Origin of the sequence: Marinomonas sp. A3A, assembly GCF_018336955.1 — a bacterium.
Classification (GTDB): Bacteria; Pseudomonadota; Gammaproteobacteria; order Pseudomonadales; family Marinomonadaceae; genus Marinomonas; species Marinomonas lutimaris.
In genome coordinates this window covers 1,151,112-1,164,598 of sequence record NZ_CP025532.1, presented here as the reverse complement: position 1 = coordinate 1,164,598, position 13,487 = coordinate 1,151,112, and the positions used below count along the sequence as shown (strand labels likewise).

Below are 13,487 nucleotides of genomic sequence, written 5' to 3'. Positions count from 1 at the left end.
GAAAAGTCCCCTCCTTTCCCCCTTAGGGCGTATGCGGTATTAGCATGCGTTTCCACATGTTGTCCCCCTCTACTAGGTAGATTCCTACGCGTTACTCACCCGTCCGCCGCTCGTCAGCAGGAGCAAGCTCCCCTGTTACCGCTCGACTTGCATGTGTTAAGCCTGCCGCCAGCGTTCAATCTGAGCCATGATCAAACTCTTCAGTTAAAAAGTTTGCTTACTCAAAATCTATTACACTAACAATAACTTAATCATTTCATCATCCCTAAGAACAACAAAACAACATAAAGCGAATTGACGTGTTAGACGTTTCGCAAGACTTCAATTTTTTTGATCATCTCGAATCAGTTAAAAACCAATCCGGACAATCTTCTGAAGCCTCCAGCGAGCGCCCACACAAATTATCTGATTATCTATTTTAAAGAGCGTCTGATCTTACGTTTAACTCTCTTACCTAAGTAAGTGGCAAACTCTTGTTTGCGTCGTTGTCCGTGTCAGTGGAGGCGTATAATACAGCCTAGAAGTTTTAGCGCAAGCTCTTTTTTGAAATTCTTTTAATTAATTTGAATTTCATGCAGAAAGCCTTAGATAAACAAAAAGACACCGAAGTGTCTTTTTGTTTATCTAATTACTTAAGCATCACCTATCAACAACTACAACACAAACAAATGGTGCTTCTTCTTACCTAATTTGACTAGGAAGTACTTCCCAAAATAACCATTTTCAGCAGTAAAAATATCAGCAGCAGCCATATTGTCGCTTAACCCTTTTGCCACACCATTAACAAACACAGAATCACGCTGAAGAGCATCTTTAACTTGTTTACCACTAGCTGCCAACCCAGCATCAGCCATTAGACTAGTAAGCGGCGTCTCAGAAAGATTAATTCCGGCCAAAGAACTGCTCGGCAAACCATCAAGCTGAATTTGCTCAAGGTCTTGCTCGCTTAACTGATCCGCTTCACCACTAAACAAAGCGTTAGTAATACGCTCAGCCGCTTGCAAGCCATCTTCGCCATGCACCAACTTAGTCGCTTCACGAGCAAGAATTGATTGCGCTTGAGGTTTACCGCCACTTTCTTTATCTGCTTTTTCTATTGCATCAACTTCAGCAAGATCCAGAAAGGTGAAAAATTTCAAAAATTTATAAACGTCAGCATCTGCAGTATTCATCCAAAATTGATAAAACGCATACTGACTAGTCTTAGTAGAATCCAACCAAACCGCACCAGATTCTGTTTTGCCAAATTTAGTTCCATCTGACTTTGTAACCAAAGGAACAGTCAAACCAAATGTTTGAGACTGATTTTGACGACGAGAGAGATCAATACCACCAACAATATTGCCCCACTGATCACTACCACCTATTTGCAGAGTACAACCATACGCTCGATTCAACTCAGCAAAATCCATCCCCTGTAGCAGAGCATAAGAAAACTCTGTAAAAGAAATACCAGCTCCTTCTCTATTAAGGCGCTGCTGAACGGATTCTTTATTAATCATTGCGTTTACAGAAAAATGCTTACCGATGTCTCGCAAGAAATCCAGTATGCTCATTTCACCAGCCCAATCAAGATTATTGACGACTCGGGCAGGGTTAGGGACCTCATCAAATTTTACAAACTGACTCACTTGACCGCGAATCTTTTCAGCCCAGCTAGCAACTACATCAGATGTATTTAATTGGCGTTCAGCTGCTTTAAAGCTCGGGTCTCCAATCAAACCAGTTGCACCACCAACCAAAGCAATTGGGTTATGTCCAGCATCTTGGAAGCGTTTTAAAACAAGAAGAGGCACAAGATGACCTAAATGAAGGCTATCTGCGGTTGGATCAAAACCACAATAAAGAGTACGACTTCCACCATCTAGATGTTTTTTTAGCTCATCTTCTGCCGTCATTTGGGCGATAAGTCCGCGAGCTTGCAAGTCATTCAAAAGGTCTTTACTGCTTACAGTCATTATTTTGATCCATATCCTAGTTAGTTTATCTTACTTAAGCATTCAATTATAAAAGTAATGTTGGTAGGATTATAAGGCTTTTATTAAAGATTTTTTCAGGTACGCATTTTGATCAAGCTATTACCAACAAAGCATTTACTCCTAATTTCAGGAGTAAGCGTATTCCTCGCCGCAGTGCTTATTGCACTCCCTGAGGAGAAAACCGACGAAAACAACCTAATTTCCCTCGAAGCAAACTTTGAGGTGATAGACCAGTCTCAGCTCATGCTTCAGGACTTACAAAAACTCACACCCAAAAGTAGCACCCTCCCCTTAATAGCCGCTTCACCTAACAATACAAACTCCACCACCTACGAGATACCCACTCCTGACACCTTAGTAAAAAAGAGCCGCCCAGCCACATTCAGAGAACAATCTGTTGAAGTCAAATCTGGCGACTCCCTATCAAAACTATTAGCAAACGAAGGCATATCAGCACAAGACATATATAAAGTATCTCTAGCTGACAAAAAGCAAAAAACCTTACTGCAAATGAGGCCAGGACAAACAATCAACTTCACAACTAATGAAGCATCTGGAGAGCTTACTCAGTTAACACTTGTTCTCAACCGCTTAGATAGCGTAACTTTTGAGCGAAATGATGAGAAATTCAATAGAACAGAAACCTCCAGAACACCAGAAATTGTCCAAGCTTACAAAGAAGCAGAAATCAATAACTCCTTATTTGTCGATGGACTAAGATCAGGAATAGATCAACCTCTCTTAATAGAGCTCGCAAACATATTCGGCTGGGATATAGACTTCGCTCTGGATATACGAAAAGGAGACAGCTTAAGCATTCTGTACGAAGAAAAATTTCTTGATGGTGAAAAAATAGGACACGGCAACATAATAGCTGCTCAGTTTATCAATAATGGCCGGACCTATCAGGCCATTAGATACAAAACTGAAAAAGGAGCTAACTACTACACCCCAGACGGTCTCGCTATGAGAAAAGCTTTTATACGCACACCTGTAGATTTCACAAGAATCTCATCAAAGTTCAACCCTAATAGACTACACCCTATATTTAAAACTAGCCGACCACATCGAGGCGTAGATTACGCTGCCGCAAGCGGCACTCCAGTCAAAGCCGCAGGCGATGGAAAAATATCCTTTGCCGGCAAACAAAACGGCTATGGCAACGTTGTTATCATAGATCACGGCAAAGGCTATCAAACCCTGTACGCACACTTAAAGGGTTTTGCGAAAGGCACCAAACGCGGAGCGAGAACCAAGCAAGGAGACATTATTGCTTATGTAGGACAAACTGGCTGGGCAACAGGCCCACATCTACATTACGAGTTCAGAATTAATGGAACTCACAAGAACCCAGTTACAGTGAAGCTACCGAATGATGATCCGATGCCTAAAAATGATTTGAAAAATTATTTACCGTATGCAAAACAAGTGGTTGCCACACTAGCAAACTCACACTCGCCATCGTTCGCACAAAAATTCGCCTCTCTAAAAGAGTAAACCACACTCGATACTTCCTTGCATAATCAGCGCAACCAACTCGCTGATTATGCAACACCCTATATAGTTAAATATGCGAAACCAAGACTTAGTCAATATCAGCTTTTTGATAAAACCCTACCTACAACTTCATCAAAGAACAAATCAGCAGTTACAAAAAAGCCCATCTATGCACGCTAGACAGGCTCCTCAACAACAAAGCAATTTAACAAAGCAAGATCTCTATAGAGATTTAGCCTTGTAGACAATACCTGGGTGACATTGAACAATCTCAAAATAATCAGATAAACCGCTCAACGCCTCAGACCCACCAAGAAATAAATAACCTCCAGGCTTCAGAGAGGCATGCATTCTTTTCAAAATGTCCAACTTAAGATCAACAGTAAAATAAATTAGAACATTCCGGCAGAAGATCACATCAAACTTACCTAACATAGAAAATGATTCGATAAGATTCAAGTACTTAAACTCAACACGAGCACCCAAATGGGGCTTAATTTTCCAAGTTAATTCGTTCACTTTGTCAAAGTAACGACGCTGTAAATCTGCACCAAGACCTCGAGCAATAGCTAAACTGTCATACTCACCCTGCTTAGCATGCTGCAAAATATTAGTACAAATATCTGTCGCTATTATTTTCTCACCCGCCTTCAAAACACCAGGTCGAGACGACTTAAATTCTTCTATAACCATACTAATAGAATAAGGCTCTTGACCTGTCGAAGACGCTGCAGACCAAATTCTTAAAGGTCCCGCAGTCATTTCAGGCAATACTTTGTCTTTTAGAATAGTAAAAGGATGAGTATCTCTAAACCAAAGCGTCTCGTTAGTTGTCATTGCATTAATGACTTCTTCTTTTAGCTTAGACCCGCCCAATCGCTCCAAAGCATCCACTAGCTGCTCGATCTTAGAAAAACCTTCCCTTTCTAAGATTTTCCCTAGCCGACTGGCAACCAAATATTGCTTGTTATCACTCAGTGAGATCCCGCATACTTTCTGCAGGTAATCTCTGAACCTGATATAACCGTTAGGTGTAATTGCATTTGTACTACTGAGCATTAAAACTCCATAAGTGTCAGGTTCAATAAATAAAGGCAAATAGTGAGAGCCTAAACATTACTCTGATTGCACCTGCACTGTTTCTATCGCCAATCGAGCCAATTCATCAGGCTGGAACTTCGCTAAAAAGCCATCAGCTCCCACTTTTTTAACCATCGCTTCGTTAAACACACCACTCAAAGAGGTATGAAGAAGAATAAATAGGTCTTGCAGACGACTATCGTTACGGATCGCAGTCGTTAGCGTATAACCATCCATCTCTGGCATCTCTATATCAGATATGACCATTGAGAATTCTTTCGTCACATCCTTGCCTTCTGCAACCATATTTTGAAGATAAGTAAGCGCCTCACGACCATCACATAAAACCGTGGTAGCAAAACCAACCTGCTCCATACAACGCTTAATCTGTTTACGCGCAACCGAAGAGTCGTCTACGATAAGGATATGATGTTTTTGCGCATTTTCTGTCACGCCGGCATTAACAATACCTTCAGAAATATCCTGACGAGTAGGAGCAACTTCAGATAAAATCTGCTCAACATCAATAATCTCAACCATTTCTTTATCAACCTGACAAACGGCCGTTAGGTAATTATCATTCGACAAACCTTTTGGAGGCGGCTGAATATCACTCCAATTCATGTTTACAATGCGCTCTACACCTCGCACTAAGAAACCCTGAATTCGACGATTGTATTCCGTGATAATCACAAAACACTGACTAATATTTTCAATTGGGCTAGCGCCCGTAGCCAACCCCAAATCTAAAATAGGAATAGTACCGCCACGAATATGAGCAACACCTCGAACCACAGGAGAGCTATGAGGCATAGCAGTTAATTTAGGACACTGCAACACTTCTTTCACTTTAAAAACGTTAATGCCATAAATTTGCTTGCCATTTAAGCGAAACAGCAACAATTCAAGTCGATTTTCTCCTACGAGCTGTGTACGTTGGTTAACAGTATCCAGAACTCCAGCCATAAACGCCTCCAAAATGTGTAAACATTATACTGAGGTATCACCTCAAAATTGTTAAAATGTATCATCCAATGATAAAGTGAATTCAAATTTTTTACTAACTATCTTATTTATAACGTAATAATAAACAAAGAGAACAAATCATGCGAATCATAAGGCTAAGCATAGCCTTCATTTGTTTCCAAGCTGGCTTCACATTTGCCACAACGACTGAAGAACAAATTAATCACTACATCAATCAAGTAGAAATCCCTCGGTTATCAGAAATATACCCTGACGCCACTATCAACATAACATTAAATAATCTCGCAGCTCTCAATTACCTACCTGATTGCGAAGACAAATCCATTCAGATCAACAATCAAAGACCAGACGCCACCAAACGCACAAACTATGAAGTCAGCTGTGACTCACCGACCTGGAAATCCTACGTACCAGTAACACAGTCAATAATGATTCCAGCAATAAAAACCATCACCCCAATAAATAGAGGCCAAGTCATCAGTAAATCAAACACTGATGTGGGCGAAGTTGACATATCCAACCTAAGAGGACACGTTTATACCAAAAGATCCCCACCTTATGGCCTAATTGCTTCACGAAACTTACGTATAAACACAGTTATCACTGACGATCTAACTAATCAGCCGACCTTAGTTAAAAAAGGCGATTCAGTACTAATAACAGCAAGCAGTGGCACTATTATAGTCCGAATGAACGGTGTTGCTTTAGAAAATGGTGTTAAGGGTCAACAAATCCGAGTCAAAAACACAAGTTCTGAACGAATTATATACGCCAAAGTTGTAACTGACAGTGAGGTTCTTGTAAACTATTGAGTACAGACTGATCGGCAACAAATAAATACTCTTTTTTGGGGCTTTTAATTAAAGTTCTTATAGACCCAGCCGACAACATAGACAGGCAAATCATTAAAGGGCGGAAAACCCAATGGCAATACATTTTACAGGTCTATCAAACCAGAGCACGATCAACAAAAGCGAACGATCGCAAAAAGACGATGCAACAAGTAGTGCAACGGAGAAACAAAGTACAGTTCAAAGTGGCGGCACGTTAGCAGAAGACACAGTCAAATTAAGCGGAACTGCGCAAACGCTACAAAGTCAGCAGTCTAAAATTAACAACCTGCCTGATGTCGATATGGATAAAGTAGAACAAATTAAAAGCGCTATTGCAGCTGGCGAATACAAAATAGACACACAGAAGTTAGCGAATAATATGGCTTCTATGGATTCGCTATTCTAGACTGTTACCTCTATACAGTCTGTAAACGGTTTGTCTTATGATTCCTATCGTACCAATATTTATCAGAAGCAAAGAGATTTTAGAAAGACTCTCTTCGCTTCTTGATGAAGAACGTTTAGCTTATGGTGAATTAGATACCGAACTTATTGTTAGCCTATCAGAGCAAAAACAAACCCTTCTTGATGAAATGAATCAACTTAACGAGAAAAGAGTTAACATTCTCATTAAATTTGACATCATCGACAGAAAAAAACCTACCGAAGAAGAATTCAAAAACTGGCTTAGCCTTCAAGACAGCTCTATGGACAAGGTTCGCCTATTAATGCAAGAGTGTGAAGCACTGCTAAAAAAATGCAAAACACAAAACAACACAAACGCTAGAATTCTCAACACGTTACAAAAGCGTAATAAGCACCTTTTCGAACTACTCCAAGGCCATAGCAGTAAAAACAAAGTTTATACCGCCAGAGGCTCTACACGACCAATAAGCAGTAAGCACACACTAGGCAGAGCTTAAAAAACCATAAGAATCAACATCATACTTAGCTGCCATTTGTATTTTCATCGTAATTAATGTATAAATCTCTCCTTGCAATACGTCCTCATAGGTAAACAGGATATACCGGCCGCCTCCTAAGCAGCTATTCCAGGTTCGAGTCCTGGTGGGGACACCAATACCTCAAGCCCAACAGAAAAAAATCAAAAAAAAGAACCTCTCGGCTCTTTTTTTTAAAACACTCTTATCAAGCAATATCTTATTCAGCTTCAATAACTTCAAAGCTGTGAACAATTTTCACACCGCCTCGCTCTAACATTAGAGACGCTGAGCAATACTCTTCTGCAGACAATTTAACAGCCCGAGCAACAACACTTTCTTTTAGATTACGGCCCGTAACGACAAAGTGCACACGAATTTCAGTAAATACGGCAGGAACAGCATCAGCTCGATCAGCATCAATTTGAGCAACACAAGAAACAACATCTTGACGGGATTTTTTTAAAATTCCAACCACATCATAAGAAGTACAACCGCCCAACCCTGCAAGTATAAGTTCCATTGGTCTTGGCCCAGCAAGCTGGTTACCGTCGATTTCTACCTTAAAACCAGAGCCTGTTTCAGCAGTAAAATGCACATCTTCTTGCCAACTAACATTCGTCTTCATATTCCCACCTTACTTAATTCTGCTATAGCTGAAGCTATTATCTCTACGACTGAAATAGCTCAGCCAATTTTTCACCTGGATCATCAGCGCGCATAAAAGCTTCGCCAACTAAAAATGCATGAATACCATTTTGTCTCATCAAGGCCACATCATCACGAGTATGAATTCCGCTCTCAGTAACAATCAAGCGATTGGAAGGCACACTCCCCATCAATTCAAACGTATGATCTAAACTAAGCTCAAAGGTATGAAGATCACGGTTGTTAATCCCAAGCAGTTCGGTCTGTGTGTACTCCAAAGCCAACTCTAACTCTGGGCGATTATGCACCTCTACCAAAACATCCATACCAAGATCACGAGCCATTTGATCCAACTCTCGCAATTGTTCGCCACTTAGACACGCTGCAATCAATAAAACACAGTCTGCACCTATTGCTCTAGCTTCAAGCACCTGATATTCATCGACAATAAAGTCCTTGCGAATCACCGGCAACTTACTAGCCGAGCGCGCTTCAACCAAATAATCTTCATGGCCTTTAAAGAAATCACTGTCTGTTAGAACTGACAAACAAGCGGCACCGGATCTTTCATAGGAACGGGCAATATCTGCAGGAATAAATGGATCGCGTATAATCCCTTTACTAGGCGAGGCTTGCTTAATTTCAGCAATAACACCAGATTTACCGATGGCTATTTGATGCCTTAACGCATGAGCAAAACCGCGAGGAGCGTTATGAACATTCGCCACAGATGCGGCGACCTCTAAGTTGCCATACGGTGTATGAGATTTGCGCTCAGTAATCTCTTCATACTTTCGAGCTACAATTTTCTTTAAAATTGTCGGTGTTTCTATTTGCATTAGGCTACTGCTCCTATCATTACAGTGAGTCAGGACTCATAAAACAACGCGTGAAACTGGCTAATTCAGACATCTTAACTTTGGCCGTACCACCACCAATCACGTCTTCCGCAATATTCACACCTTCAGCTAAGGTATCAGCAATACCTGAAACATAAATTGCTGCACCAGCATTTAAGGCAACAATGTCCCTAGCTGGGTTTATTTTACCTTTACCATCCAATGCCATTTTGACTAAAGCAAGGCTTTCTGTCGCATCTGTTGCTTGAATAGTATCAATAGATTGCAATGGAATACCGAAATCTTCAGGAGATATTTTGTATTCTGAGATTTCCCCATTCTTTAACTCCGCCACATAAGTTGGTGCAGCAATACTAATTTCATCCAAGCCATCTTCAGAATGAACTACCATTACATGCTCACTGCCCAGGGCTTTTAACACCTCAGCAATAGGACGAACCCACTTCTGATGAAAAACCCCCATCACCTGACATTTTGCATTAGCAGGGTTGGTCAATGGGCCAAGCAAGTTAAAAATAGTGCGCGTTGCCATTTCTTTTCGAGGACCGACTGCATACTTCATCGCAGAATGGTGGTTCGGTGCAAACATAAAGCCTAAGCCAATCTCTTCAACACAACGGCAAACCTGTACTGCATCAAGACCAAGATAAATCCCTGCTTGCTCCAGCACATCAGCACTACCAGACTTTGAAGACACAGAACGACCACCATGCTTAGCAACCTTGCCGCCCGCAGAAGCAACAACAAACGCAGACGCTGTCGATACGTTAAACAAGTTTCCGCCATCGCCACCAGTACCACAGGTGTCAACCACGTGCTCAAGATCCAAGTGTACTTTGCTCGATAATTCTCGCATTACTTGCGCCGCTGCCGTAATTTCTTCGACAGTTTCACCTTTCATTCTCAGGCCAATTAAAAAACCGCCTATCTGTGCTGGTGTGGCTTTTCCCGTCATGATGTCATTCATCACTATTCGCATCTCGTCGCCGCTTAAATCTTGGCGCTCAACAACGGCAGCAATCGCTTTTTGAATATCCACCAGCCTCTCCTATTGTATTAAAACTATCTTGTTAAGAAATTGGCCAATAAGGCATGGCCTGCTTCGGTCAGAATTGACTCAGGATGAAACTGCACCCCTTCAACGGCAAGCGTTTTATGTCGAATCCCCATAACTTCCTCTCTATCGCCTCCTGCATTTTGACTCCAAGCGGTCACCTCTAGGCAATCTGGTAATGAGTCTGCAGAAACAACTAAAGAATGGTAGCGTGTCGCGATCTGTGGATTTGGCAAACCAGAAAACACAGAAGTATTTTGGTGGTAAATCAACGATGTTTTACCATGCATGACACTTTTAGCACGAATTACCTCGCCACCAAAGACCTGACCAATACTTTGATGGCCTAAGCAAATACCCAATATTGGAATTTTTCCAGCGAATGCCGCGATTGCAGCCAAAGAAATACCCGCTTCATTTGGCGTACAAGGCCCTGGCGAAATAACCAAATGAGAAGGAGCAAGCAGTTCAATGTCTTTAAGACTAATTTCATCGTTACGATAAACCTGCACATCCGCACCCAACTCACGAAAATACTGAACAAGATTGTAAGTAAAAGAGTCATAATTATCGATCATCAATAACATAAAGAAGAGGCGCGCCTATAAAACAATGTTGACCTAAACTAATGTCACAATCCTCAGAAACTGACATCAAAAACTAAATACACCGACAAACAAACAATAAAACCGAAGTTTAAAGTGCGCTAAATTCTACACTGTCAGGAAGGCCCTGTCTCGCCAGTCCTTGCAACCCTAGAGACAGATAAAGCTTAAATAACACACACTACAGGCTAACATCTCCATCAACCAACTCCATAATTTGGATTTTATATTTCAGTATTTTGGAAGGTTTTAAATAATATCGTGTAAAAACAAAGCCTTGTTTGATATGCAAGAGGTTATACCGCACACTAGAAAGCATGTTATCTTTACCGCCATCATTCAGTGTTTTAAGGATGCCCAGTGCATAGCCAAGTCGCCGCCCTCATCGAAACCCTCATTCATGACGAGCACTCTCCTGAGTCCGTTAACAAGGCCATTTCAGAATTAACACCAGATGATGTGGCATTAGCGCTTGAATCCATTCCGCTTGCCCAACGACGACAAGCATGGGCCAATATCAAGCAAGCCAATCGCCTAGACATCTTGGTTGAAATGCGCGGGGAATCCCGCCAGTTACTATTAAAAGAGCTAGATGACTCAGAGATTGAAACCTTATTCACTGATGTCGACGCCGAAGACCTACTCGAAATAACGGACTCATTACCTGACCGCCTTGTCGACATTGCTTTAAAGCAAATGGACAACAAGCAGCGCGAATACTATCAACAAGGTATTGTTTACGATGATGACGTTGTCGGCCGCTGGATTGATCACGAGTTATTAATTGCATCACAGTCTATTCGCACATCTGAAGTAATGAGACTCTTGAAAAAAAGCACGCCAGATTACACAGACATGATCTATCTAGTGAACAGAACTGGCCGCTGGGTCGGTTGTGTAAAATTTGATAAGCTTTTTAAAGCACAAGGCCATGAACCCATTTCGAGCCTAATAGATGAAGATTGCACCTTTATCCGCGCCGATACTGAACTAACAAAAGCTGCAGAGCAACTAGAACGCTCTTATCTCTCAGCACTCCCTGTCGTAGATGACAATCAAATCTTACTAGGTCGCTTTCATGCGGGACTTGCTATGGAAACATGGCGCTTAGAACATGAAGCACAGCAGATGTCGACAGCAGGTCTAAACGAAGAATCGGATCTATTCGCGCCGGTGAAACGCAGCGCTGCAACTCGCGGCATTTGGCTTGGTATAAATTTACTGACGGCATTTTTAGCCTCAGCATTTATCGGGCTATTTGAAGCCACGCTTCAGCAAGTCGTTGCACTAGCGGTATTAATGCCTGTTGTTGCCTCCATGGGAGGTATTGCTGGTAGTCAAACATTAACCCTGATTGTACGAGGCTTAGCTCTAGGACAAATCACTCGCAGCAACTTAAAATCACTTTTATCAAAAGAGCTAAAAGTCGGTGGATTAAACGGTATTTTATGGGCCATTGTCATTGGCGTCGTCACTCTATGGTGGTTTGAAAGCCCAATGCTTGGCATGGTGATAGGACTAGCCATTATCGTCAATATAATAATGGCAGCCTTGTCTGGCGTTCTAATACCCGTATTGCTTGATAAGTTACGTATTGATCCGGCGCTCTCTGGGTCCGTCATTTTAACCACTGTAACCGATATTGCTGGTTTCGTTGCTTTCTTAGGATTAGGAACATTATTACTTATTTAGCGTAACACTATAGATCTAACCTCTAATCAGAGCCATTCACGAACTTAACAAAGAGATAGAGTAAGCATAATGAATTGGGAAACAATGCAAGTATATTTGGGCTTGGGCGACACTAAAATGCACTGGGTTGTCCGAGTTTTTTTAGTTGTACTCGGTACACTTATCGTTAATTTTATTGCCACTCGCATATTAATGCGCATAGACAAACAACTCGAAAAAACCAAAACCCCTTGGGACAATGTCTTAATTCACGCCGCCCAAAAACCTGTTGGAGTATTTATCTGGTTAGCTGGCTTGAGCATTGCGGCAGAAATCTCTGGATCAGAAGTCGACCCCAATTTTTTGTCACTTGTCCATGCAATACGTGAAGTTGGAGTTATCGCTATCCTGACTTGGTTTGTATTACGCTGCATATCCGAAAGTGAAAGAACCTTAACAAGCTCTAGTAAAATATCCACCAATGTAGATTACACAACAGCCAGCGCAATCAGTAAATTACTACGTGCATCCGTTATCATCACTTCCGTATTGGTTATTTTACAAACCCTAGGTTACAGCATTTCCGGCGTATTGGCATTTGGCGGCATCGGTGGTATTGCCGTCGGTTTTGCAGCTAAAGACTTACTGGCCAATTTCTTTGGTGGTTTAATGGTGTATTTAGATCGCCCGTTTGCGATTGGCGATTGGATTCGCTCTCCAGATCAAAACATTGAAGGTACGGTTGAACATATTGGCTGGCGACAAACCCGCATTCGCACTTTTGAAAAACGCCCCTTGTATGTTCCTAACTCTACTTTTTCGTTGATTTCAGTTGAAAACCCATCACGCATGACCCATCGACGTATTAATGAAACCATTGGGGTACGCTATCGTGACTTTAGCCTGCTACCAACGATTCTGGCAGATATAAAAGACATGGTTGCCAATCATGAAGATTTGGACACAAACGAAACCTACATGGTGAACTTTAATCAGTTCGGCCCATCCTCTTTAGACTTCTTTATTTATGCCTACACAAAAACCGTAGACTGGCGGACTTACCACAACGTCAAACAAGATGTGCTATTCAAAGCTATGCAAATTATTGAGTCGCACGATGCGGAAGTTGCTTTCCCAACTCATACGGTTCATATGGCAAATGATAGCCAAATGACTCTAGTGTCAGAACAGGCAAACTCATCTGAGCAGCTTACAAAAGAGCAACCTCAGAAAGAGTCATCTCCGAGAGAACAGAACTAAAGTAATTCATAACGTTTAAAACACAAAAAAAGGCCAAACTAGAAACAGTCTGGCCTTTTAGCTTTATCTCAC

The 13,487-nt window shown here is 41.6% G+C and carries 13 protein-coding genes and 1 tRNA gene; 7 read left to right on the top strand and 7 right to left on the bottom strand.

Annotated elements, in window-relative coordinates:
• Positions 1 to 653: 653 nt before the first annotated feature.
• Positions 654 to 1,958, bottom strand: a complete 1,305-nt coding sequence (gene tyrS / locus CYL31_RS05405) for a tyrosine--tRNA ligase (protein WP_212917933.1) — start codon at positions 1,956 to 1,958, stop codon at positions 654 to 656.
• 108 nt (positions 1,959 to 2,066) lie between these two features.
• Here tyrS and CYL31_RS05400 point away from each other — a divergent pair, with 108 nt between their 5' ends.
• Positions 2,067 to 3,476, top strand: a complete 1,410-nt coding sequence (locus tag CYL31_RS05400) for a peptidoglycan DD-metalloendopeptidase family protein (RefSeq protein WP_212917932.1) — start codon at positions 2,067 to 2,069, stop codon at positions 3,474 to 3,476.
• 222 nt (positions 3,477 to 3,698) lie between these two features.
• Here the strand turns inward: CYL31_RS05400 and CYL31_RS05395 are convergent, their stop codons facing one another.
• Positions 3,699 to 4,535, bottom strand: a complete 837-nt coding sequence (locus CYL31_RS05395) for a CheR family methyltransferase (protein WP_212917931.1) — start codon at positions 4,533 to 4,535, stop codon at positions 3,699 to 3,701.
• 57 nt (positions 4,536 to 4,592) lie between these two features.
• Complete coding sequence (locus tag CYL31_RS05390) at positions 4,593 to 5,522, bottom strand: chemotaxis protein CheV (protein ID WP_212917930.1); 930 nt, start codon at positions 5,520 to 5,522, stop codon at positions 4,593 to 4,595.
• Between the two features lie 140 nt (positions 5,523 to 5,662).
• On the opposite strand from CYL31_RS05390, the gene flgA reads away from it, so the two are divergent.
• From flgA to CYL31_RS05370, 4 genes are all read left to right on the top strand, one after another.
• The gene (flgA, locus tag CYL31_RS05385) at positions 5,663 to 6,355 is read left to right on the top strand and encodes a flagellar basal body P-ring formation chaperone FlgA (protein ID WP_212917929.1); all 693 of its coding nucleotides are present in this window, start codon (positions 5,663 to 5,665) and stop codon (positions 6,353 to 6,355) included.
• Between the two features lie 112 nt (positions 6,356 to 6,467).
• Entirely contained in the window at positions 6,468 to 6,782 is a 315-nt protein-coding gene (gene flgM, locus CYL31_RS05380; protein WP_212917928.1) for a flagellar biosynthesis anti-sigma factor FlgM, read from the top strand.
• Between the two features lie 37 nt (positions 6,783 to 6,819).
• On the top strand, positions 6,820 to 7,299 hold the full coding sequence (locus CYL31_RS05375) for a flagella synthesis protein FlgN (protein ID WP_212917927.1): 480 nt from the start codon (positions 6,820 to 6,822) through the stop codon (positions 7,297 to 7,299).
• Positions 7,300 to 7,380: 81 nt separating this feature from the next.
• Positions 7,381 to 7,456 (top strand) — tRNA-Arg (locus CYL31_RS05370).
• Positions 7,457 to 7,537: 81 nt separating this feature from the next.
• Here the strand turns inward: CYL31_RS05370 and CYL31_RS05365 are convergent.
• From CYL31_RS05365 to CYL31_RS05350, 4 genes are read right to left on the bottom strand one after another with little or no spacing between them, the layout of a single operon-like run.
• Positions 7,538 to 7,945 (bottom strand): OsmC family protein, encoded by a 408-nt coding sequence (locus tag CYL31_RS05365; protein WP_212917926.1) that lies wholly within the window; start codon positions 7,943 to 7,945, stop codon positions 7,538 to 7,540.
• Positions 7,946 to 7,988: 43 nt separating this feature from the next.
• Entirely contained in the window at positions 7,989 to 8,804 is an 816-nt protein-coding gene (gene trpC / locus CYL31_RS05360) for an indole-3-glycerol phosphate synthase TrpC (RefSeq protein WP_212917925.1), read from the bottom strand.
• A gap of 19 nt (positions 8,805 to 8,823) precedes the next feature.
• Positions 8,824 to 9,864, bottom strand: a complete 1,041-nt coding sequence (gene trpD / locus CYL31_RS05355; RefSeq protein ID WP_212917924.1) for an anthranilate phosphoribosyltransferase — start codon at positions 9,862 to 9,864, stop codon at positions 8,824 to 8,826.
• Between the two features lie 23 nt (positions 9,865 to 9,887).
• Complete coding sequence (locus CYL31_RS05350) at positions 9,888 to 10,466, bottom strand: anthranilate synthase component II (RefSeq protein ID WP_212917923.1); 579 nt, start codon at positions 10,464 to 10,466, stop codon at positions 9,888 to 9,890.
• 378 nt (positions 10,467 to 10,844) lie between these two features.
• Here CYL31_RS05350 and CYL31_RS05345 point away from each other — a divergent pair, with 378 nt between their 5' ends.
• Together CYL31_RS05345 and CYL31_RS05340 are read left to right on the top strand one after the other, a co-directional pair.
• Entirely contained in the window at positions 10,845 to 12,176 is a 1,332-nt protein-coding gene (locus CYL31_RS05345; RefSeq protein ID WP_212917922.1) for a magnesium transporter, read from the top strand.
• A gap of 69 nt (positions 12,177 to 12,245) precedes the next feature.
• Complete coding sequence (locus CYL31_RS05340; RefSeq protein WP_249411703.1) at positions 12,246 to 13,415, top strand: mechanosensitive ion channel family protein; 1,170 nt, start codon at positions 12,246 to 12,248, stop codon at positions 13,413 to 13,415.
• Positions 13,416 to 13,487 lie beyond the last annotated feature (72 nt).

What these genes read in the sequence shown, in the direction of transcription:
- tyrS (WP_212917933.1), bottom strand. Translation starts at nt 1,958, where the DNA reads ATGACTGTAAGCAGTAAAGACCTTTTGAATGACTTGCAAGCTCGCGGA.
- CYL31_RS05395 (WP_212917931.1), bottom strand. Translation starts at nt 4,535, where the DNA reads ATGCTCAGTAGTACAAATGCAATTACACCTAACGGTTATATCAGGTTC.
- CYL31_RS05390 (WP_212917930.1), bottom strand. Translation starts at nt 5,522, where the DNA reads ATGGCTGGAGTTCTGGATACTGTTAACCAACGTACACAGCTCGTAGGA.
- flgA (WP_212917929.1), top strand. Translation starts at nt 5,663, where the DNA reads ATGCGAATCATAAGGCTAAGCATAGCCTTCATTTGTTTCCAAGCTGGC.
- flgM (WP_212917928.1), top strand. Translation starts at nt 6,468, where the DNA reads ATGGCAATACATTTTACAGGTCTATCAAACCAGAGCACGATCAACAAA.
- CYL31_RS05375 (WP_212917927.1), top strand. Translation starts at nt 6,820, where the DNA reads ATGATTCCTATCGTACCAATATTTATCAGAAGCAAAGAGATTTTAGAA.
- CYL31_RS05365 (WP_212917926.1), bottom strand. Translation starts at nt 7,945, where the DNA reads ATGAAGACGAATGTTAGTTGGCAAGAAGATGTGCATTTTACTGCTGAA.
- trpC (WP_212917925.1), bottom strand. Translation starts at nt 8,804, where the DNA reads ATGCAAATAGAAACACCGACAATTTTAAAGAAAATTGTAGCTCGAAAG.
- CYL31_RS05350 (WP_212917923.1), bottom strand. Translation starts at nt 10,466, where the DNA reads ATGTTATTGATGATCGATAATTATGACTCTTTTACTTACAATCTTGTT.
- CYL31_RS05340 (WP_249411703.1), top strand. Translation starts at nt 12,246, where the DNA reads ATGAATTGGGAAACAATGCAAGTATATTTGGGCTTGGGCGACACTAAA.